The sequence below is a fragment of the Lacticaseibacillus baoqingensis genome (genome assembly GCF_003946165.1).
GTDB lineage: Bacteria > Bacillota > Bacilli > Lactobacillales > Lactobacillaceae > Lacticaseibacillus > Lacticaseibacillus baoqingensis.
On sequence record NZ_RHOI01000011.1, the window covers coordinates 58,183 to 82,149 of the forward strand.

At 47.8% G+C, this 23,967-nt stretch carries 12 protein-coding genes and 1 pseudogene; 12 read left to right on the plus strand and 1 reads right to left on the minus strand.

From position 1 onward, the window contains the following. The first annotated feature begins 1 nt into the window (after position 1). The 7 genes and pseudogenes from EKM91_RS06515 to EKM91_RS06545 all read left to right on the plus strand — a co-directional run bounded on the left by EKM91_RS06515 (position 2) and on the right by EKM91_RS06545 (position 7,149). The gene (locus EKM91_RS06515; RefSeq protein ID WP_125751579.1) at positions 2–2,092 is read left to right on the plus strand and encodes a phage tail protein; all 2,091 of its coding nucleotides are present in this window, start codon (positions 2–4) and stop codon (positions 2,090–2,092) included. Further along, positions 2,061–3,068: a BppU family phage baseplate upper protein gene (locus EKM91_RS06520; RefSeq protein WP_125751583.1), complete on the plus strand. Its 1,008-nt coding sequence runs from the start codon at positions 2,061–2,063 to the stop codon at positions 3,066–3,068. The genes EKM91_RS06515 and EKM91_RS06520 overlap by 32 nt, the downstream gene beginning before the upstream one ends. A gap of 91 nt (positions 3,069–3,159) precedes the next feature. Then, positions 3,160–3,453, plus strand: coding sequence for a hypothetical protein (locus EKM91_RS06525; protein ID WP_125751586.1), 294 nt, complete (start codon positions 3,160–3,162; stop codon positions 3,451–3,453). Then, positions 3,443–3,682: pseudogene (locus EKM91_RS06530) on the plus strand (phage holin); the annotation flags it as partial. The gene EKM91_RS06525 and the pseudogene EKM91_RS06530, both read left to right, overlap by 11 nt. Positions 3,683–3,710: 28 nt before the next feature. Then, positions 3,711–4,631 (plus strand): GH25 family lysozyme, encoded by a 921-nt coding sequence (locus EKM91_RS06535; protein WP_125751589.1) that lies wholly within the window; start codon positions 3,711–3,713, stop codon positions 4,629–4,631. An 82-nt stretch (positions 4,632–4,713) separates the two neighbouring features. Continuing rightward, positions 4,714–5,721 (plus strand): P63C domain-containing protein, encoded by a 1,008-nt coding sequence (locus EKM91_RS06540; RefSeq protein ID WP_225419462.1) that lies wholly within the window; start codon positions 4,714–4,716, stop codon positions 5,719–5,721. Positions 5,722–6,276: 555 nt separating this feature from the next. Then, positions 6,277–7,149: a DMT family transporter gene (locus EKM91_RS06545; RefSeq protein ID WP_125751596.1), complete on the plus strand. Its 873-nt coding sequence runs from the start codon at positions 6,277–6,279 to the stop codon at positions 7,147–7,149. Positions 7,150–7,429: 280 nt separating this feature from the next. Here the strand turns inward: EKM91_RS06545 and EKM91_RS06550 are convergent, their stop codons facing one another. Further along, positions 7,430–9,313, minus strand: coding sequence for a coiled-coil domain-containing protein (locus tag EKM91_RS06550; protein ID WP_125751598.1), 1,884 nt, complete (start codon positions 9,311–9,313; stop codon positions 7,430–7,432). Between the two features lie 668 nt (positions 9,314–9,981). On the opposite strand from EKM91_RS06550, the gene EKM91_RS06555 reads away from it, so the two are divergent. The 5 genes from EKM91_RS06555 (at position 9,982) to EKM91_RS06575 (ending at position 23,810) form a co-directional block, all read left to right on the plus strand. After that, on the plus strand, positions 9,982–18,540 hold the full coding sequence (locus EKM91_RS06555; protein WP_125751601.1) for an Ig-like domain-containing protein: 8,559 nt from the start codon (positions 9,982–9,984) through the stop codon (positions 18,538–18,540). Positions 18,541–18,804: 264 nt separating this feature from the next. Then, positions 18,805–20,301 carry a glycosyltransferase gene (locus tag EKM91_RS06560; protein ID WP_164508489.1) on the plus strand — a complete coding sequence of 499 codons (1,497 nt, stop codon included), beginning with the start codon at positions 18,805–18,807 and terminating at the stop codon, positions 20,299–20,301. Further along, positions 20,265–21,941, plus strand: coding sequence for a glycosyltransferase (locus EKM91_RS06565; RefSeq protein ID WP_125751607.1), 1,677 nt, complete (start codon positions 20,265–20,267; stop codon positions 21,939–21,941). Before EKM91_RS06560 ends, EKM91_RS06565 begins: the two co-directional genes overlap by 37 nt. Positions 21,942–22,047: 106 nt before the next feature. Next, the gene (locus EKM91_RS06570) at positions 22,048–22,644 is read left to right on the plus strand and encodes a DUF805 domain-containing protein (protein ID WP_125751610.1); all 597 of its coding nucleotides are present in this window, start codon (positions 22,048–22,050) and stop codon (positions 22,642–22,644) included. A 665-nt stretch (positions 22,645–23,309) separates the two neighbouring features. Beyond that, entirely contained in the window at positions 23,310–23,810 is a 501-nt protein-coding gene (locus EKM91_RS06575; protein ID WP_125751613.1) for an alcohol dehydrogenase, read from the plus strand. Positions 23,811–23,967: the final 157 nt, after the last annotated feature.

Below are 23,967 nucleotides of genomic sequence, written 5' to 3' on the forward strand. Positions count from 1 at the left end.
ATTGATTACATTCACAGACGTTGAGAATAATGAATATCAAGCCCAGTGCGAAATTGAGAAAACCGATGCGGTGAATGGCGAGAAATCATTATCCGGTACAATCTATTTTGGCCAAGAAGTTAAGGCGAACATCGCCAAAGGCTGGACGCTCTCTTTTCTTGGTGAGGAATATGTTGTTGTCACATACACGAAGAATGATAAAGATAATACCGTTGCATTCAGCGCCGTTCAGGCATTATTCTATAAAATGAGTAAGACCGGTTTCTACGAGACTTGGAACGGATCTCACTCGTTCACAAGCTATCTTGACGCGCTATTTTCGGGCACTGGTTACACGTATGACAACACAGCATCGGTTGCAGCTTTTGAGAAACAAGATTGGGGCATGAGTGACCGTCTGTCGTTGTTCAATGACATCATCGATCAAGCAAACGTTGAGTTCTACGTTGATGGTTCAGTGGTTCATGTCGTGCCAGCAATGGGATCAGATCTATCAACCATTGTTCGGAAGAAGTTCAACCTTGATACAGCAGAAATTCAAACGGATAACACTAATTTTGCCACCTATGGACGCGGATATGGCGCATATAGCAACCATGATGACACCACAAGTAAGCGCTTAGAAGTTGAGTACAAGTCACCGCTGTATGATTATTATTATCCCAAGTTTGGCGCAATTGAAGCCGTTCCGGTTGCTGATGAGCGTTACACGATTGCTGACAACCTGTTGGCCGCTGTGCAAGAAAAAGTAGATAAGAGCTGGGCGATCTCGCTCGCCCTTAATCTTGTTGACTTGCAATCTGTTGGCTACAAATACGCGATGGCAAACCCTGGTGACTATATCACGGTAATTGATGAGAACATTAACTTTAGTGACAAGGTTCGGATCATTAAAATAACTAGTGATTACGATATTCGCGGCACACGTACCAAAACGGAAGTTGAATGCGGTAGCCTGTCATTCGCTGAACAGCAGAAGACATCACAATCTACACTATCCAACGTGGCTGCTGGCAAGATCCCAGTTCCCAACGAATGGCTAACGTCGCAAGTGCAGTTGGCTACTAACAGCTTGCTTGATGCTAGGACGGAGCTTAGTTTTACTGACCAAGGTATCATTGCGGTTGACAAGTCAGATGCTAATAAAGTTGTGATCCTTAACAGCGCTGGCGTTGGCGTGTCCACTGACGGTGGCAAGACATTTAAGTCTGCGATTACTGCCGATGGTGTGGTTGCAGATAGGCTATACGGAAATCTGATTGAAGGGGTAGCCTTTAGGACATCAAACAGTAACGGATTCAATATGACCATCCAACATGGGAGCATTGACTTCTCAGATACCAACGGCACCGCGTATGGTTCTCTTAGTTCAACCGTTGATGCCGGCACAGGAAATCCGAACGGGGTCGCACTATCAAATGCTCCTGGTAAAATTTTGAGCCTTAACCAGGGTGCTGCTGATGGTAAAAGTGTGCCTGTTTTTCAAATTACCGCTGAGTCAACGTCAAGCAAACCTGTGTATAATCTGCTTGGGCATCTTAAGAGTCACTTGAAGTTTAACATCGGCGCAGGCGCCTGGATAATGAATAATGGAAAAATCGAATTCTCGGCTGATGACACAAACAATCAATTCGAAGTTAATCCGAATGGTGCCGCCGTGTTAGGAAATTTCACGGTCTATAATGGTACGAAAAACGCCGCACAAATCACGCGTAACGGCATCCGTGCCACGCCAGCATATGAAACTGCTGAAAACTATGTGGGCGATATTGGTGAAAACAAGACCGGACAATATAACACCGTGAAAATTGATATTGATCCGCTAGTATATGATATGGTCAACACGGAGATAGGTTATCAAGTCTTCGTCACACCATACAGTTCGGCACGTGTGTGGGTCTCACAGCGCGCTGACATGAGCTTTGTTGTTGAGTCTGATACACCAAACGCACCATTCGGCTGGGAGCTCAAAGCCCACCGTCGCGGATATGAAAGTCAGCGTTTGGTGGACACTGGCAAGACTTACGAAGATTTGAAAAAAATGGAGGGATTGATACCAGATGGCAATCAGAACGTACAAAGTAACTCTTGATTCAAAGAACACCATTGCGCCAGAACCTGTATTTTTGCGTCAGGGTGATAAAACGGGTGCCGTGGTGATTGATGCCACATTGATGGACAACGGTGCCCCTGTCTCTCTTGACGGTCTAACACCAATGTTCAAAGCGAACACTGCTGATGGGCAAGCGGTAATTGCTGATAGTACCGGATTCACGGTGACTGATTCTGCCAATGGAAAGTTCACCTATCAAGTCCCAAATGCACTATCTTCTGTTCCTGGAAAAATTGCAACAGCCTATTTCAGTTTCTCTGATTCTTCCGGTTCAGAATCGACGTTTGATGTGGCTTTTGTCGTCAAGATGGCTGTTGACATAACTCAGAAGCAAGCCGAAGACTACATCACAATTATTGATGGTACGCTAAAAAGCCTCAGTGACAAAATCGATGCAATGAATAGCGACATTCAGACGATTCTTAATGCATATAATCAGGGAGATTTCTACAATAAATCAGAGACTGACAGCAGAGATGCTTCAACGCTTGCTTCCGCAAAAAGTTATGCCGATTTAGGCGATAGTGCAACATTAACCGGAGCTAATAGCTACGCTGACAACATCAATAACATCCTAACTCAAAAAATAAACGATTTTTCCAAAGTGTACACACGAAAGATTACATCAAGTGACATTATCGATAGTGCAGGCATCTCTAATACCGATGGTATTTTTGTTAGAATCGGAAACTGTGTAAGCCTTAGTTTTCACGGCGTCGCTGGTGCGCCTTTGGCTGGGACAGATGCGCAACAAATTTTAAATATCCCAAGTGGATACCGTCCGTCGTTTGGCATTGCTGGACAATTTGCCCTTACAATAGCGGAAAGCGTTACCGCCATAAATTCTCAGAGAGGCTTCATCGGTGGGGAAAATTACACGGTTTACTGGAGAGTCGCACAGGGAAGCGCGTATCTTTCCGGAACTTGGGTTACACTCGATGCCGCCCCATCATAATATTAAAAAATGAGGAGTACAAACGAATTACCGGTAACGACTACGCCGCTGGGGCAAACGCCTAGCGCTTTTTGTGGAAGGAAGTGAGAAAGTGACATTTTTTGGATACACGATTGGTGACTGGGCGGAATTCGTATCGATCGTAGGGGTGGGTGTAAGTGCGGGCAGCTGGCTGTTCAAAAAGATTGCCTTGGATCCGTTACGCTCTGATATTCAAGTGCTTTCAGAGACAATTAATCGTCAGCTAAAACTGCACGAACAATCGCTGGCAGACTTGAGACAACACTTGAGGACACACGATGACGAGCTTGGCAGTCACTCTGTTAGGATTACTCGATTGGAAGAGCATACAGGTATCAAAGGAGATAATGATGATGAAGATTAACTGGAAAGTGCGTTTATTGAGTGTCAAGTTTTGGCTGGCCTTAGTGCCGGCTATTTTATTGCTTGCGCAAGCTGTGGCTGCGCCGTTTGGATACAAGTGGGACTTTGCCAACCTAGGCACGCAACTGACCGGCATCGTCAATGCGGTATTCGCGGTGCTGTCAATTCTTGGTGTGGTCACCGATCCGACTACTGCCGGCGTGACTGACAGTGCCCAGGCACTGACTTACACCACACCTAAGAAGGAGGACAAGTAAAATGGTCTTAAACGGTATTGACATCGCCAGCTATCAATCTGGCATGAACACCGGCACCATCAGTGCGGATTTCATCATCTTGAAGGCTACGGAGGGTACCGGCTACATTAACCCGACATGGCGCAGCCAAGCCGATAAGGCTCTGGCGGCGGGCAAGAAGATTGGCTTCTACCACTTCCAGCGCGGCGGCAATCCGGTAGCAGAGGCTGACTACTTCGTGAAGACGGTCAAGCCGTACATTGGTCGTGCTATTCTCGTACTGGACTATGAAGCGTCAGACGCGCCCGGCACCGGTGGTGCTAAGCAGTGGCTCGATCGCGTTTACGCGACTACAGGCGTGCGGCCGCTGATCTACACCAGTACCAGCTGGGAGAACAGCCGTGACTTCTCTGCCATTGCTGCTGCCAATTATGGCTTATGGATCGCGCAGTATAACAACTACAACGTAGTCAGTGGCTACCAGCCCCGAGACCTCTATGGGCACGTAAATCACTGGAAGAATATCGCGATGTTCCAATATACGTCGAGTGGCCGCTTAGGTGGCTGGGGTGGTAACCTCGACTTTGACGTCTTTTATGGCGATCGCGCCGCGTGGTACCGGTATGCTGCGGTCAACGGCAAAGTGGCGGCACCAGTTGCTAAGCCAGCAGTCACCAAGGGCGTGCACTTCCGCGTGCCGAACGGCTTTACACCAGAGTCAGGTACATTTGTGAACGGCAACACAGAAATCATGACACGACTGCATACAGCCTCTGTTCACGACAAAGAGGGCGGCTACCTGCCGTCACACGGTACATTCGCCTACGACAGCAAAAAGCGGATTGGCGATATCATGTGGGTCCACCACATGTTCGGCGACAACGACGTCTACTTGCCGACTGGCGACAAATATGGTGCGTGGGGCACGACTCGCAAGCGGTAAAGGTCATCAAAACTCATCGTGGCTCATCATTGCCTCACTCTGCTAACGCGGGGTGGGGCTTTTTGTGTGCGGTCCAAAATGGGTGAATGAATCATATACGCAAAATGGGTGTTTACTTCAAACACCCAAAGCTGTACTATCAATATATAATGAAGGATTGGAAGTGAACACATTGGGTATTGAAGAAATAGTAAGCTCTGGTCACTTAGAGATTGGTGAAATCAGTTTGTATTGTTTTGTGACAAAAACTGGCAAAAGGCTTATCACCGCAAGCGATGTTTTTAGGGCAGTTGGCAGAACTCGACGAGGCGAAAGTCGAGTCGAAGGATATCCACCGTTCATAGGTGCGCGAAATATTGTTCCTTTCATTGATGATGACTTTCGTGGTCTAATGCAGCCGGTTAAATACAGAGCTACTAACGGAAAAATTTCTGAAGCGTACGATGCGACTGTAATACCGCGTGTAGCAGATCTATACATTGAAGCACACGATCGAGGTGTGTTGTCGCAAGCACAAGAAGCCGTTTATGAACGTTCATTAGTGATTATTAGGTCTTTGGCAAAAGTCGGAATTGCCGCGTTGGTTGATGAAGCTACCGGTTATCAATATAATCGAGAAGCCCAGGCGCTACAGAAATTACTAAGCGCATATATTTCTGAAGACCTGTTAAAATGGCAGGCACATTTCCCGCGAGAATTTTATGAAGAAATATATCGACTGTACGGAATATCTGATAAATTTGACCCTATGAATACAAAGCACCCACAATGGATCGGTTCGTTCACAAATAAGTATGTCTACGGAGTATTTCCAAATGAAGTTATGGACGAAATACGAAAACGAAATCCTTTAAAAATGTCTGCGAAGAAAGTCGTATATCGCGGGCATAAACACTTTCAGCACTTAACTGAAAGTGTTGGCTTACCACAGTTGGACAAGCATCTGTCGAAATTAATAGGTGTAATGATGTTGTCTAATAATATGAATGATTTCAATACCAATTTCGTCAAGGTCTTTGCTAATGAGCTTGAACGTAAAAGCGTACAGGATGACATAAAAAATGGCTTGGTACCATTGATATTTGATTAACACGCGATTAGTTCCATTTGCTTCGGCGGGTGGGCCTTTTTGATTGCAAAAAAATAAGCCCTGCGGCTTATCTTGCAGTCACGTGAGGCTTGAAATTTTCTTGCGCCATCTTTCTATGTCTTTCAGGCGGTAGGATAACCGGATTGGCGGATTCATGCTACACACCTCGGGACGCTATTAGATAGTAGGTTTTGTTCGTCTGCCGTCAGCGGGCGACCAATCACGCGCGGCAAATCGTCCATGAGCTTATCAGGTTCAAGATAACCGATTGTGGATGAGCCAAGGCAAAGTTTCACCCAACCGCAGCGAATAGATGCGCGCTTGATCTGATATTTCCCGATTCTGATTGGTAGCTTCATCTTGATCACCTCGAAGTAATTATACAAACACACGTTTGCAAAATCAAAATGAAAGCGTAACTTTCAGCATAATGCGGGACTGATTCGGTACAACGGGCTCTGGACGTTGATATGCCGCGGAAGCGAACTTCTTACCCGCAGCAAATAAGCCCCTCAGCCATAATGGTTGAGGGGCTCTTTTTTTGGAGGAAAAGCGATGCCTGAAAAACACCTAGTGGGCCATTTAGCGGCCAGCTTATGCGTCTTGATCTGGGGAACGACTTTCATTGCCACGAAGGTGCTCTTACGCAACTTTGGGCCGGTGGAGATCTTGTTGACGCGCTTTGTGATCGGTTATGTGGCCTTGTTTTTGATGCGGCCAGGGCGGGTAAAAGTCGCGCGGCGGCAACAAGAATGGTGGTTCGTAGGCGCTGGATTCAGTGGGATCACGCTGTATTATTTACTGGAAAACATTGCCTTAGCCAATACGACGGCTAGCAATGTTGGAATCATCGTCACGATTTCACCATTTTTTACGGCGGTATTGGCACGTTGGTGGTTGCATGCGCCGAAGCCCAGCCGGTCGTTTTATTGGGGATTTGTTGTGGCGATCAGCGGGGTGATCTTGATCAGCTATCGCAGTGGTGCCGCGGTTGGCAATTGGCGTGGGGATGCTTTGGCCGTATTAGCAGCAGGTGCTTGGGCGATCTATTCGCTGTTGATCACCAAAATCGGCGGATTGAATTTAGATCTGATCCAAGCCACGCGGCACGCATTTTTTTATGGGATCTTGTTCATGGTGCCGCTGGCAGGGGTGTTTGGGTTTCATGTGGTGCCGGCTCAGCTGTTGCAACTGCCGATTCTGGCAAATTTCTTATACTTAGGGATCGGTGCTTGCGCCATTTGTTTTGTTGCGTGGAATCTTGCGGTTAAGCGTCTTGGCACAGTACGCAGCAGCGTGTATCTCTATTTGGTCCCGGTAATCACGCTGTTTTTTTCGGTGTGGTTGTTGCATGAGCCGTTGACGCCGATCATCTTATTGGGGGCGGCATTAACGTTGATTGGCTTGTGGCTTTCAGGAAAAAATTAACGTTGCCGTTAACCGTGCAAAAAACCACTCACAGCGCATGGCGTGAGTGGCTTGGGGTCATAGCATTTGTTCTGGGGGAACGTATCTATGACGTAAAAAGGAGCAGCAGTCTTTCAACTGCGCAATTTAATTATAAGCGACGATTAAGCCGATTGGTCGTCAAAAAATATAAACCACGGCTTACAAAGCTGCGGCCAACATTTAAAATCGCCACTTGTCCTTGAGCATCTTGATCAATGCAAAAGGACAGGTGGCGATTATTTTTGCGGCGTAAACGAGCTCAATTGAGGAGTTTTGGACTGCTGATCTGTGCCGGTAAGAAGGCGGCATTGAGCTGAAGCAGTTGCAAGTCTTGGTCGACCAGTTGGATCATGCTGTCTGCGACGCGGTGGTTGGCCACGATATAGGTGCTGGTCGCACTGGCAGAAAGGTCTGCGACCAGATCCTGGTTTTGCAACATCTCTGCAGAAACGAATGGCACACTGGCTAAGCGGTGTTTTTTCGTGAGTGTGCGGTATTTTTCGTTATCCAAGCGGCCGATCAAACCGCTTTGTTGTGGGTAGTGATGTTGTAGCCACCAAGTGGTGAGGTCATCCGTGTTGGCAAAATTATTCGTTAAAATGCCCGCGGCGTTATAGAGTTCTAAGCCGATTTGGGACCCTTGACGGTAGTTGACGATCAAAGCCACCAAACCATCACGACGGAAGTATTCTTCCTTGTGCAAGAAACCATCCGGATCAAATAAGGCGTTGGCTGACAATAAGCCTTCAGTATTGAAGTAGCTGCGTTTGGTCATCTTGTCATTCATGACGTAATCAATCTGCGCGATCTGTTCGTTTTTTGCGGTATTGTAATGGATCCGCAGTTGCCAATCATTATCATTCAAGGTGACATTTAAGATGCGGTGATCGTCGCTCCAAGTCTTGGAAGCAATATTTTGCGGCAATGCCACGGGCTTGGCGGTTGCTTTGCCTAGGGTTTGCAGCTGATAAAGCGGGTTGATGATCTCAACTTGGTCGTCATGCAACCCGTTTTGAGCAGCCCAAGTATGAATTTCTTGAGCCAGATTGATATCGAAATATGTAGAAAATAATCCGACCTTTTGATCATCTGCTTGGGCTAAGCGTTGGGCGATTTGGGCCAATTCATCGGCGTGTTTAGGCAAAAACGCATCAAGGTCAAGAATATAGTGATGCGTTTCATCCATCGGCAGGGGCAAGAGTTGGTGAGCAGTGCCAAACCAAGCAATCAATTGTGTGGCGCTGGTCGACAGTTGAGCGTTCAATTCTTGGATGCGATTTTGGGTCTGAGTCAAGTGATGCTTTGCATCGGCAAGTTTCTTTTCTAAATCAGCAACCGCCTTTTTTTGTTTAGATTGCGTGGTTTTGATCTGTTGGGTCACGTCGTCTTTGCGTTCATTCAACCGCTTGATCTCAGCGTTTAACTTTGCCAGCTGCTGATCTTCTTGTGCTTTGTTGGCCGTCAGTTGCTGATGCGCATCGGCTAGTTTTGCTTGTTGGGTCGCGACATCGTGATCTTGTTGCTTGAGATCTTCAAGCTTAGTCCGATATGATTCGGCTAGCGTCAATAACTTGAGTGGATCAGCTTCCGCATGCAGTTTGGCGACAATGTCTGTTTGGGTTTTTGCCAGCGCATCATGCTTTTTGGTGAGCTCATCTTGTTGTTGTTGTGAGGCCTTTAATTGCTGGCTGAGGTCGCCGATGATTGCCCCTTGATGATGGACCTTTTTTTGGGCTTCTTCTATATAACTGTCAACTTCAGACAGCTTAGTTTCTAAATCTTGGGTATCCGCTGCACGCAATTGAGTCAGCTGTTCGGTTGCTTCAGCGACGGTTTTTTGCGTCTTTTCTAGCAGGGCTTCTTGGTCGGTCAGTTCTCGTTGTTGCTTATCACGTTGCGCAAAGAGCTGATTTTGAAGTGCTTGACGCGTGGTGTTGTATTGATCTGCGATTCGGGCAATTTGCCCCATCAAGGACTCCAAACTATCATCAGCGGGAAAACGCACGACCTCAGATGGTTCTGGTTCAGTGCGAACAGCCGTAACCGTTGCCGTTTCTTCAGCGGCGGCTTCTTGTGCTTGCGGCAGATCTGTTGGTGCCGGCGTCACATTATCAGTCTTATTTCTAGACTTGAAAAATTTCATTGCATACCCCTCCAGAGCAAGTCATTTTTGTTTAGAATGAGCGATATTTTTTATAAAAAAATTTAGCACAATCTATTTAAATCACATGACGTTATGTTCAGATTAGCCTCAACCAACGTGCATATTCAAAGATGATTCTATCATACTCAACGAAATCATGAATGCAAATAATAAAAATTTCGAAGCTTAGCATTCTTCCGGTGTCTGCCACTAAAATAACGGTTTTGTGAGCGGCAAACGTGATCGATTATTCGAGTTCCGTAATCGAATCCAGTAATGACAGGATAATAGATGGTTATCAGAATGAAAAAGTTCGTTGAAAATTCATATAAAAAACAAATATTCTCATGATGTACACTCGCGATAAACGTGGTTGCACGGAACTTTTCGGTCAACGCGTCAATCCTTGCTATATCTGAATAGACGGTTTTATGAGTGCATTTGTATTCAAATATTGAAAAATGGTCGAGTCCATATTCTGATGGGATAGTTTATATTTTTTGAAAAGCCATTATTCGTAAAATCAACTACAATTTGATTATGCATAGGTTTTGCTTGATGCAATAGTGGAATCATTTCTCTGCTTTACTCAAACAAAATATGGACTCATATTTTTGAGTTTCGCGACTATGCGCTGATATTGATGATATTTACTAGGAGGGACTCTAATGAAAATCAGGGGTGTTCGTTCATACGAACGCATCACTACCGATACGAAGCAACGGTACAAGATGTACAAATCAGGTCGCCAGTGGGTTTATGCTGGGCTATTGACCACGTTCTTCGTTTCTTTGCCTGTACTTGGCATGGGTGCCCAAACCGTTAGTGCGGATAGCAATCCGGTTACGGTTTCGACAACTGCCAATGGCGCGACAAGTGATGCTAATAACACGCAGACAGCCGCAACGTCGACTGATACAACTGCGCAAGCTGATTCACAAACGACGGCACCAGCCGCCGCACAACCGGCTGCTGCACAACCAGCAGCTGCACCAGCTGTGACAGCAGCGCCAACATTGAGTCAGCCAACTGTGACTGCTAATGGCGCTACCGCAACATTGACTGGTACGGCTACAGCAGGCGCAACGATCTCAGTTACCGTTGATGGCGTCGCTCAACCGGCGCTCACAGTATCTGGGACTGGTACTTATACGTTCACAACAAAAGCCGGTGCTAACGTTACTTTAGTAGCAACCAAAGATGGCCAATCTAGCCAAGCGGTCACGGTCACTACACCTGCTCAACAACAAGCTGTACCAGCGGCACCAGTGGCAGCCGCACCAACCGCAGCTGCAACTAACGCTGCTACTGAAGCGAAAGCGGATGCTGATGCCGCCGATAAGACGCAAGCTGCCGATGTAGCGACAGCCCCTGCGACACCGGCACAAACACCGGCACCTGCGGAAACCGCAACGCCAAAAGCAGCACCTGCACCAGAAACAGCCACTGCGGATACCGCAACTTCAGCTGATTCTGCCGACACCACCACACGTCTACAATCACCGCCGACTAAGTCTGGTGGTTTGGAAGATCTCATTGGTGGTGCGACAAATGCACTTTCTGGCTTAACGGGTGGATCGGGTTCCGATCCGTTGAGCGGGATCGTTGATACGGCAAGCAAGGCACTCAGTGGTTTGACTGGTGGATCTGGTTCAAACCCATTAAGTGCGGTAACGAATTTGCTAACTGGCAACAATAATGCCACCACGGGCACGACGCCAACCACGACAACGGCTACTGCACCTGGGACCACTGCTGGCACGACCAATCCAACGACGACAGCGGCAACCACAGCTGCTAATACAACGACTGGGACTACCACAGGCGACAATGCTTCTGAAGCAGTGGGGCTGACGAGTACCCCAACTCAAGTTTATGACAAAGATTCTGATAGCTTCATCATCACAGGCTCTGCTACCCCAGCATCGCGCGTTACCTTTAAGAAAGGGACCACGACTATCGTTGCAGTTACCAGTGCCGCTGATGGTTCATTTACTGCCAAGCTGCCATCTGGCGATGCCGGTGTGCAAGCAGGCGATACCGTTTCTGTTACCGTTCAAAACGGGACCACAACTTCAACGCCAAAAGCGTTGACCTTGGTCGATGGGACCACAGAAACCAACAAGATCAGTAAGACTGGGTTGTTGGAAGGCCAACTTTTCGGCGAGTCTGGTTACGCGCTTGATAACACGGCGTTGGCACAATTAGGGGAAACTGAACGTGTTACTGACGTGGTTAAAAAAGCGAACGCCGCTAACTTGAAGGTGCAAAACTCTGGGCGGATCACTGATGTCACTGGGACTATTTTGAGCCCAACTGATGACAGCTCCACCGATAACAACGATAGCTATGATGACACGATCGCATATGGTGGCAAGACATATGTTAGTGGTGCAGATAAGCAATCGACGATCGCAGTTGATTTCTTCAACGATCAAGGGGCGATCTCTTCTGACTATAGTCAAAATAAAGACAAGTATGCCTTGAGCAACTTGCAGTACAGCGCAGGCAAGTATAACTACTTGTTTGTTGATCCTAAAGACACCAATCTGCATACTCGTTATGCAGATGTCATCGTTGCCACTGAAAATCCTGGACTTTCTGCGAAGGTGATCGGGGCGACAACCAATGGTGCAACGTTTGGTTTTGACACCGCGATCAATAACTCCGTTTCTATCGGTGATTGGGTCGTTCAAAGTGTCAACCGGGCTGGGGCAATCGTAGAAAACCCTGAAACTGGTGAAACCTTCCAGATCACCGATGCGTCATCGATGTCTAACCAAGTCTTTGGCGAAAGTGGTTTGACCATTGATAGCAAGCTCGCCAACACCGCTGTGGTTGAAACCACCTTTACTGGTGGTGGGATCGAGAAATTCCTTTCCACGATCACTGGTGGTTTGACCGGGGTCATGGGGGCTGCTGGGGTCGTTGCCTTAGTTCCTGATTTGGTATCGAAGATCGTCGGGATTATTGGCTCAGACAACCCTTATGTTGCCGGGTTACAATCATCCATCCAAAAAGTCAAAGATGACCAAGCACAATTGGCTGCTTTAGGTGGTAATTCACTATCTATTACTGCTTTAGCACCAGTTACCAAGCAAAGTGATGGGACCTATAAGGTCACAAATTCTTCGACCTTCTTGGAAAGTGTGACCAACTACGTTCAGTATCTTGCCAACACTTGGATCGTTGACTTATACGATATGGTTGCGTCCTTACTAGGGGTTTCCACTACGTCTGTCAACGGTGGTACCAGTGCTTTAGGCTCTCTGCCAGGCGGTATTGGCTTCTTGTTAGACGGCTTGAGCGATACGCTGAACAAAGATGTTGAAGATGCCTATACGACCGTTACCAACTTTATTGCTGATACAGTTGGTACTGGTTTGGGTCAAGTGCTTGACCTTGGTGTTGCTGGCTCGCAAAAGATCATTTTACCTGTATCTTGGACCGATCCAGACTTTACTGCCCAAAAGAACACTAACGGCGAACAGCAGCTTGATCAAGTCGGTGCAGGGGACTTCACCCGTTTGACGTTGACTGCAACGCCAAGTTTCTTCAATGTTACTCCAGATGCACCTTTGGAAACGTCACTGGTTTACCAACGGACTGACAAAGACAACTTGTACAAACAATACGAAAGTCTGTCAACTGAAGATAAATTAGGTACAGAAGGGACGGCAGCACGGTTGGCACTGCAAGATCTGAGTGCTACCAAGTACAATGATGCAGATCCATTATCTGCAAGCTCACCGGATGAAATCAAGACTGATTCTGATAAAGATGGCATTTCGGACTTCAATGAAATGTATGTCTTCCATACTAACGAACGGGTTGCCGATACCGATGGCGATGGCCTTACCGATTTGCAAGAAGCTCAGTATGGGACCAAAGCTGGGGAACCAAATGATATCAAGCAGGGCCATGAAACGGCTTTAGCTGCTGATAAAGATACTGATAACGATGGTATCTCAGATGCAGATGAAGTGAATGTTTATCATACCAACCCGACCTTGGCTGATACTGATGGCGATGGCTTGACGGATGGTCAAGAAATCGGCGTCAAGGATGCCAAAGGAAATGTCATTAAAGCTTCAACTGGGACCAACCCATTGATGAAAGATACTGATGGTGATGGCATTGTCGACGGTAAGGATACTAGCCCATTGGATAACGGCTGGACCGGGACTGATACCGATGCTGATGGCATTCCAGATGATATCGAAGCAAAGCTGGGCACCGATCCTAACAATGTCGATACTGATGGTGACGGGCTTGAAGACTATGCAGAATTGCAATACGGAACGAATCCGTTAGCAGCAGATACCGACGCTGATGGTGTCACAGATGGACAAGAAGTCAAAGATGGTACTGACCCAACTAAGGCCGATACTGATGGTGATAACTTAACTGACGGTGAAGAAAAGGCGCGGGGAACCAATCCGCTGATGATCGATACCGATGGTGATGGTTATACTGATGGTCGTGCCCGTCAAGATGCCTCACAATACGATGTCACCACTGCTTTTGTTGGTATTGGCGGGGTTGAATTATCCAATAATCCTTCCGTTACTGGTGACACTGCTAAAGGTTATGTTGTGACTGGACAAGGGACACCAGGTGCTACCGTCACGATCACTGATCCAAATGGTGACAAAGTTGGCGAAGGTACTGTTGATAACAATGGTAACTACAGCATCAATGTTCCGGGAACTGTCGGTGCAGAAACTGAACTGACCGTGACCCCATCTAAAGATGGTAAGAACGGTGATGCCAAGAAGGTCATTACACCAAAAGATCCTGCTCAAGTTAAGCCAACGCTCGGTGAAGCAACCGTTACTGGCGATGCAACGAAAGGTTATACCGTTACTGGGACTGGCACGCCAGGTGCCACCGTCACCGCCACTGATAAAGATGGCAAGAAGTTTGGCGAAGGTACTGTCGGAACAGACGGCAAGTATAGTATCGATGTCCCAGGTTCTGTTGGACCTGAAGCAACATTGACGCTGACCCCAACCAAGGCAGGGGTAGCTGGTGATCCAATTACCGTCACAACACCTAAGGCTGGCGAGACCTCAAACCCAAGTGGTGAGACCTCAAACCCAAGTGGCGAGACCTCAAACCCAAGTGGCGAAACGTCCAACCCAAGTGGCGAGACCTCTAATCCAAGTGGTGAAACGTCTAACCCAAGTGGCGAGACCTCAAACCCAAGTGGCGAGACCTCAAACCCAAGTGGCGAAACGTCCAACCCAAGTGGCGAAACGTCCAACCCAAGTGGTGAAACCTCTAACCCAAGTGGTGAGACCTCAAACCCAAGTGGTGAGACCTCTAACCCAAGTGGTGAGACCTCAAACCCAAGTGGTGAGACCTCTAACCCAAGTGGTGAAACTTCTAACCCAAGTGGCGAAACGTCCAACCCAAGTGGTGAGACCTCTAACCCAAGTGGCGAGACCTCAAACCCAAGTGGTGAGACCTCTAACCCAAGTGGTGAGACCTCTAACCCAAGTGGCGAAACGTCCAACCCAAGTGGTGAGACTTCCAACCCAAGTGGTGAGACCTCTAACCCAAGTGGCGAGACCTCAAACCCAAGTGGCGAGACTTCTAACCCAAGTGGCGAGACTTCTAACCCAAGTGGTGAAACGTCCAACCCAAGTGGTGAGACCTCTAACCCAAGTGGCGAAACGTCCAACCCAAGTGGTGAGACCTCTAACCCAAGCGGCGAAACGTCCAACCCAAGTGGTGAGACCTCTAACCCAAGTGGTGAAACCTCTAACCCAAGTGGCGAAACCTCCAACCCAAGTGGTGAGACCTCTAACCCAAGTGGTGAAACCTCTAACCCAAGTGGCGAAACGTCCAACCCAAGTGGTGAGACCTCTAACCCAAGTGGCGAGACCTCTAACCCAAGTGGCGAGACCTCTAACCCAAGTGGCGAAACCTCTAACCCAAGTGGCGAAACGTCCAACCCAAGTGGTGAAACGTCCAACCCAAGTGGCGAGACCTCTAACCCTGCCGATAACAAGCCTTCCTTAGGCGCAACGACGATTACTGGTAATCCAACTGAGGGTTATACGGCAACTGGTACCGGGACCCCAGGTTCTGATATCTCAGTTACCGACCCTAAGGGCAATGTTGTTGCCACTGGTAAAGTTGGCGATGACGGCAAGTTTAGTGTCAAGATTCCTGGTTCCGTTGGGGCCAACACGACCTTGACTTTGACCCCATCCAAGAACGGGGTGGTTGGTGAAGCAATCAAAGTCATCACACCAAAAGACAATACGTCGACGGATAAGGATAAGCTGCCTGCAGCGACGAACTTGGATGTCACCAAGAAAGATGATGGCTCCTTTGCCATTACTGGTGAAGGGACACCAGGTGCCACTGTGACGATCAGTAATCCAAGTGGTGAAAAGATCGGTGAAGGTACTGTCGGTTCTGATGGTAAGTTCACGGTTACCATTCCTGCAGATGCGGCTAAGGCCGGTGACAGCGTTTCTGTTGTCTTGACCAAAGACGGCAAGACGAGTGATCCAGCTAAGCTGACTATGCCGGCTGATGAACCAACGAATATTGGCGTCAACTTTGGCGACAACAATCAGGCTCACATTACCGGTAACGGCGTTCCAGGTTCTACCATTTACGTGGTTACGCCAGATGGTGAAACCATTACTACTGGTAAAGTCGGTGAAGATGGTAAGTTTGATATTACCTTGCCACTTGACTATAGCGGCGCCGGAGACAAGGTTGTGTTAGTTCAAGCCACTGATGGCGGCCTCAGCACACCTGTTGGCATCGTGATTCCTGCTCAGACACCTAAGAATGTCGAAGTTAAGAATGACGGCAGTGAAACGACTATTTCTGGTACAGGCACCCCTGGTTCGACGATTACTATCGTTAATAGCGATGGTAAGCAAGTCGGCGAAGGTAAAGTTGGCGATGATGGTAAATTCTCCATCACAGTTGACGGTGCTAATGCTAAGCCTGGGGATGCATTAAGTGTTGTCCAGACAACTAATGGCGTTGACGGTGCCCCAGTACAAGTCAAAGTTCCTGCCACGACACCTTCTGATGTTTCAATCACCAATGAAGGCGGCAAGATCAATGTCACCGGTACTGGCACACCAGGTTCAACCATTACCATCACGGCTGGTGGTAAGACGGTTGGTGAAGGTACTGTTGGTAAAGATGGCAAGTTCACCATCACAATCGATGAAAGCAAGGTCAAGCCAGGCGATAAGCTTGATGTGACCCAAAACACCAATGGTGCAAATAGCGATCCGCTAGAAATCACCGTTCCAGCTGAAAATCCTGCTGATGTGCACACCATCACTAATCCTGATGGCAGCATCACGATCACTGGGACTGGCACACCGGGTTCAACGGTTGTTATCAAAGATGGCAATGGCAACCCGATCGGTAAGGGAACAGTTGGCGATGATGGCAAGTTTGAGATCACGATCCCAAGCGGTACTGTCAAGCCGGGTGATCAGATCAGTGTTACCCAAACCACTAATGGTAAAGATAGCACTCCGATCGTCGTAACAGTTCCTAGTCAAAACCCAGGTGATGTCCACACCACGACTAATCCTGATGGCAGCATCACGATCACTGGGACTGGCACACCGGGTTCAACGGTTGTTATCAAAGATGGCAATGGCAACCCGATCGGTAAGGGGACAGTTGGCGATGATGGCAAGTTTGAGATCACGATCCCAAGCGGAACCGTCAAGCCAGGTGATCAGATCAGTGTTACCCAAACCACTAATGGTAAAGACAGCACTCCGATCGTCGTAACGGTTCCTAATCAAAACCCAGGCGATGTTCAGACCACGACCAATCCTGATGGCAGCATCACGATCACAGGTACTGGTACGCCAGGTGCAACGATCATTATCAAAGATGGTGACGGCAACACAATCGGCAAGGGTACTGTTGGTGATGATGGCAAGTTTGAGATCAAGATCCCAGGCGGAACCGTCAAGCCAGGTGACCAGATCAGTGTCACTCAAGAAAATGATGGCAAAGGCAGCACGCCAATTACGATCACCGTACCTGCTCAAGATCTTACCGGTGTCCACACCACGACCAATCCTGATGGCAGCATCACGATCACTGGTACTGGTACGCCAGGTGCTACCGTTATCATCAAAGATGGCAACGGCAATCCGATCGGCAAAGGGACAGTCGGTGATGATGGTAAGTTTGAGATCACGATCCCAAGCGGAACTGTTAAGCCGGGTGACTCGATCACTGTTACGCAAACTGCTGGTGGCACAGACAGCAACCCAACCAAGGTAACTGTTCCTGCTAAGCAACCAGCTGGTTTGGAAATCAGCAACGATAATGGAACAATCACGATCACTGGTAAGGGGACTCCTGGTTCGACCATTACGATCAAAGATGGTAACGGCAATGTCGTTGGTAAGACAACGGTTGGCGCAGATGGAAACTTCTCTATCACCGTGCCGAAGGGTGCACTTAAGCCTGGACAAACCATCACGATCACCCAAACTACCAACGGTGTTGATAGCGATCCGATCAAGGTCACGGTACCTTCTGATAATCCAGAAGATTTGAATACCACGACCAATCCGGATGGCAGTGTGACTGTCACCGGTACAGGTAAGCCTGGCTCTACAGTGACTGTCACTGACGGTCATGGCCACACGATCGGAACCGGAACAGTTGGTGATGATGGTAAGTTCACTGTCACGGTACCGAGTGGTTCGGTTAAGCCTGGTGATACGATCGGTGTCACTCAGACGACTGATGGGATTCCAAGCAAGACTGTTGGGGTCAAAGTGCCGAATACGGCCAACAATGGCGGTAACGGCACAACCACTGGCAACGGTTCTGCAACTGGCAACGGTACTACAAACGGTAATGGTTCTGCCACTGGTAACGGCACAACGACTGGTAATGGTTCTGCTACCGGCAATGGTACCACCACTGGTAATGGTTCCACTGTTGGTGGCAATGGTTCAACTGGCACTTCGCTAGGTTCCGGCGCAAATAACGGTAGCGGTGTAGGCACAGTGCAAACTGGTACCACCGCTGGCACGACTGGTGTTGGCAGCTTAGGCAATACCGCTGGTTCAAGTGTGGGTTCAAGCAGCATGCCAGCTACTGGTGAAGATGCAGATGCATCCTTGGCCGTTGCTGGGACGATTGTTCTTGGATTGATTGGTTTACTCGGGGCAGAAGGCGCTCGTCGCCGCCGCCGCGAAGATTAATCATCCACTGGTTAGTTGAACGACCTTGAGTGGTTGAACATCAACAACTCACTGATGGAACGCACTCAGTTTACTGAGTGCGTTCTTTTATACATATGCTAGGAGGCGGATCTAATGATTCAGACAAAAAATGTTGGCAACTCGAGCTGAAAGGCTCGTTGGCACGATCAGTTGGGGTATTGGCGTTTGTGAGAGGATCTGCACATGTATTATTTTCTTGATGAAAATCTAAGCAAATTCGCGTCTGGAATTGAGCACGCGGTTATGAATCGTCAACGGTTGTTCAAAAAAAACGGGGTCGAATCAAAGATCATCACGGTGAATTATTCGACTAACGTGGTCGATCACGTGGCTTATTGGCACTTACAACACACAGACCTGATCAATTTGTACGATTATTTTGCTGAAAGCAGTGACCTGCCAGAAGCGAGAACGACACTGTCGAAGCTTGGCTACCAGACAAAAGATTATCGCTTTGAGGCGGATGGCGATCAAGTGAAGATTTTTTCAACAACGTCTTTGGTGATGATTGCACATTTATTTGCCGATGAACAAGGCGGGGTATATAGTCTTGATTTTCTGGATGCCAAGCAGCGGGTGATCAGAACAGATTATTATGACACCCGCGGTTATCGTTCGATGTCACAATATTTTGCCAAAGCAGATAATGCGCAAGAAAACTGGGTAGTATTGGAACAATTCTTTACCGTGGCGGGGCGTATTTTCCTCGAAAAATATTACATTCGCGGTGATAACGGTGCTGGTAAATTAAATCATATGCGGCTGACATTAAAAACTGGCCAGTCCTATATGCTTGAAAATAAAACCGCGTTATACCGGTCCTTTATTGAACAACTAGCGCTTGATCTGCCAGGCACCGTGACATTTATTGCCGATCGGCAAGGCGAGCTTAGCCGGGCAATGGCATTTTCGCAGGTGCCGGCTAGAAAGATTCTTTGTATCCATAATTTGCATTATGCCCCATATGACGATCCCAAGCATGCGCATCTGGCCTATGATGCGTTGGCTAAAACAGATGAGCTGAGTCGTGTTGATATGATTATTGCCTCGACGCCACAGCAAGCTGCCGATATTCAGCGTCGTATCTATAGTCAAGTGCCTGTTGTGAGCGTTCCAGTTGGTATGGTCAGCGATAGCTTGATACAACAGCCGCAAGTACCAATTGCTGCGCCAACGCGTCATCAGGGAAAAATTGTTGCGGTGGCCAGGTTATTTTGGCAAAAAAACCTGGCCGATGCGATCCGAGCTTTTGCAATCGCACGGCAAACGCTGCCGTGGCTGACCTTTGATATCTACGGATACGGTGATGCAAGGGATCAGTATCATGAAGAAAAACAATTGAAAAAGTTGGTGGCAGAACTGCACTTACAAGCTTGCGTCAGCTTTTTGGGACACACTAATAATATCGCCGCGGTTTATGATCACGCGCAGATGATGGTGCTGACCAGCAGGTTCGAAGGCTTTGCTTTGGCGCTGCTTGAAGCACACGCACATGGGGTACCGGTCGTCACTTATGACATCAATTACGGTCCCGCCAGCATTGTACAAGCGGGGCAGTCTGGATTTTTGGTGGCACCAGGTGATTACCGCCAGCTGGCTGAAAAGCTCGTGCAAGTTTTTAGTGATCAGCCTTTATTAGCCGCGTTGAGTCAAGGGGCCTATCAAGTTGCTACGAGATTTTCAGAAGCGGCGATTTGGCAGCAATGGCACCACAACGTGATCCAACGCAGCGGAAAGTAAGTCGAGTGCCCATGTATTACTTTTTGAACAATACGTCTAATTACCTTGCTTCTGGGATTGAACATGCGGAATATCAACGTTTGCGGTTGTTTAAAAAACATCATACACCAGCCAAAATCGTGACGAAGACGTATCAGCTGAATGCAGCGGATCATTTACGTGCTAATGGTGTACAGCCAGAAGATTGCATCAACATGATCGATTATTTTTGTGACAACCTTGATCTGACGCCGCAAGTCTTGACGATTCGTGATGTTACCCAAAACTCACCGTTTCGCGTAGTCAAAGATGGTGAGATCTACCGTTGTTACGATCAACAGCGCGAATTGCAGCGCGTGTGGACTAAGCATAACAAGCTGGTAGCCGTCGATCATTTTGATGGCGATCATCAACAAGTGCGCAGTGATTTTTATGATAGTCGGGGGTTCAAGGCTAAAAGCGCATTTTATGCGACTGCTGATGATGCGCAAGCGCGGCGGTTAACCTTGGAACAATATTATGCCGTCAATGGCCGGATCGGCTATGAAATCAGTTATCGACAACGGCAAGGTGGCGTGGTGGCAGTCAATCACCGCATTCAACTCGCAAACGGCCAGACTTGGAGCGTCTTGAATAGTGCGCACGCATTCACGATATTTCTTGATTGCTTAAATATGGCCAATGGTGGTGAAAACGTCTTTATCTCAGATCGCAGTAATGTGACTAACCAGCCCATGATCGCCATGCAAACACCAGCGATCAAGATCGAGCACTTCCATAATATTCATTTTGCCAACTACCGCGATCCGATGAATTCGGCACTCACGTATGCGTCGATATCAGAAACCGAGCGGCTGGCCAAAACTAACTTGATTATCACGCCTACAGTCACCCAAGCGGACGATATGCGCATGCGGTTGAAGACAAAAGTGCCGATCACAAATGTGCCGGTCGGATATGTTCCCGCTGCCCGACTATCAATGCCGCGACGATCCATGTCAGATCAACGGCGGATCAAAGGCAAGGTGATCGCGATTGCGCGCCTAGATGCGCAAAAAAATCTAGCAGAAGCGATTTTGGCCTTTGAGGCTGCGCATACGCAGCTGCCGTGGCTGACTTTTGATATCTACGGGTATGCGGACAGCGGTTCTGGTGAAGAACAGAAATTGCGCCAACTTGTGCACGCCAACAAACTGGAAGATTGTGTCCGCTTTATGGGTTATACCGAAGACATGCAATCGGTTTATCAAAGTGCGCAGCTGCTGTTGATGACCAGCCGTCATGAAGGGGCACCATTATCGCTAGTCGAGGCTGCTTCTTATGGGGTGCCGCAACTTGCATATGATTGTTTTTATGGGCCTGCGTACATCATTGCCAATGGTCAAAGCGGGTATCTCGTCAACTATGGTGATCGCGCACAACTGACGGCACGAATCGTCACCATCATGCAAGATACACAATTGTTGCAAAGATTGAGTGACGGGGCTTATCAGCGGGCCAAAGATTTTAGCGAAGATGCGGTTTGGCAGCAGTGGCAAGATAAGGTGATCAATAATGATCAACTCAAGCAACTGCCGCCTGACCCGGAACAAGTCGCTCAGGTCAAAGCACGAGTCACTTTCGGCAAGATCGATTTTGTCACCCCGAAAAGCGGGGCATAACAAGGCGTCAGTGCCCAGCTGCGCAGACGGCAAATCTTGAAAATGTGACTAATCCGACGAATCAACTCAACTATTAATAGCGTCGATATTTTTGGAGGGATTTGAATTGGAAGAAAAAAACGCAAGCCAACATCCTGCCATGGTTGGCTTTAAACAGGCCTTTTTAGATTTTTGGCGGCAATATCTGGATGTGCTTGGCCGGACGACTCGGGCCGGCTATTGGTGGAACATACTTTGGTACAGCGGGGTGATCTTAGGTTTATATGTCTTGGCCATCATTGGCGGGATGAGTGCGTATGTGGGGGCGGTGAATGGGCAGTTGCGCGGCTTGCCTTTATTGCTGATCACCGTCATTTTGGCAATTGCTTTTGGGTTGGCGACAATCATCCCAGTTTGCTTGTTGGCAATCAGGCGTTATCGAGATGCGGGGTTGCGCGGTCGAGGATTCTTTTCGTTGTGGGGGATTAGCGTGCTGGCACAGTTAGGGGTGAAACTGATCGGTCGGCACACGGGATTGATCTTTCGCGGACAGCAGGTGCAACAAGTTACCCAACATGCTGGGCTGAGCAACTTTTTGACTTTGATCACGGTGTTGATAGGTCTGTTCTTTTTCGTCTTGACTTTTTTGGCGAGTGATCGAGTGGCGGTCGACCCAGGAGCAAATCGGGTATTGCGATTCTTTTTCCGGGCGCAGGCACGATAAGTTGCGATTGGCTGCCAGCACTCGCGAGTCGCAGCAATCATGAAATATTAATAAATGACATTGTATAAAATATTGGAGACAATCATATTGCGCAGCATGAAGCGTGCAGAGAATGTGGCATAGTCCGGGGTTGTGTTGATGTACAGCCGGAATACCTGGGAAACATATTCACTGAATCACAAATAAATCCGAATGATAACCAGCACCTAAAGAGAATCATCCACATTAACTAAAAATAAGTAACGATTCATTATTAATAAAAATAATTGTCGCTAATTTATTGAAGACTAATGGATGACCAACTTATCCGGATAAAGGTTGGTCAAATGACACCCATTTGTTCTCGGCTGTCGCTAAATTTATTTTTGAGAATATTGAAACGGTTAACTATTGTAACACATTTGTAATCTAATATAATTTTATTATCTTGTTATATAATTCGGGAACCATTATTTTCGTTACATTTTTATATTTTATGACCGCTAAATACGTCTTGTTGATGATACTTTTAGAACATAATTATTGTTTTAATTGCTGGTCAATCAAACTGATCAAAGACAGTTATCTGTCAAATAAGCGGCTTAAAATGCGGCAGGCGTACGGCGTTTTACGGTGCCGGTGATAGGGTTGACGAGCCAATTTTGACAATAAAGGAGGAATAAACAATGGGGAAGCGAATTGATTTAACTGGGCAACGATTCGGTCGCTTGACAGTGATCGCGCCTTCCGGCTATGCCAAAAATGGCAATGCACTCTGGGAATGTCGTTGCGATTGCGGGCGCACTGTCGTCAAGGATGCATATCGGCTGCGGCATGGCTCCGTCCGCAGTTGCGGCTGCTTAAGACGTGAGGTGCTGCGCGCCAGGATCTATGACAATGATGCGATGACTAAGCGAATGGGGGATATCACGCCATTATTGATCGACGGTCACGGCCGCGCCACGTTTGTCCGGTCAAATCGCAACTCGTCTGGCGTGATCGGCGTCAGTTATGAAAAAAACACGCAGCGCTGGATCGCAAGATTAAGTGTGGGTGGCCAATTGGTGTTGAATGAACGGTTCAAAGTGTATGAAGATGCGGTTGCTGCCCGGCGCAAGGCTGAAGCACGTTATTTACGCGGCGAAGCATCCCCTACTCAAGATATCCAAAGTACGAAACGGGGGTAAAAGACCGAAACGTTAGGTGGGGGGCAGGGCCATGATCACTTTTGAGGAGATGTTCATGGAGAAGTCGGATCTTTTAAAGTCGCAAATTGCAAGAACAAGTTAGCCACCCCATGGCACGACACCGTGAGATGAACTGTTATCTTTGATGAGTTGAGTT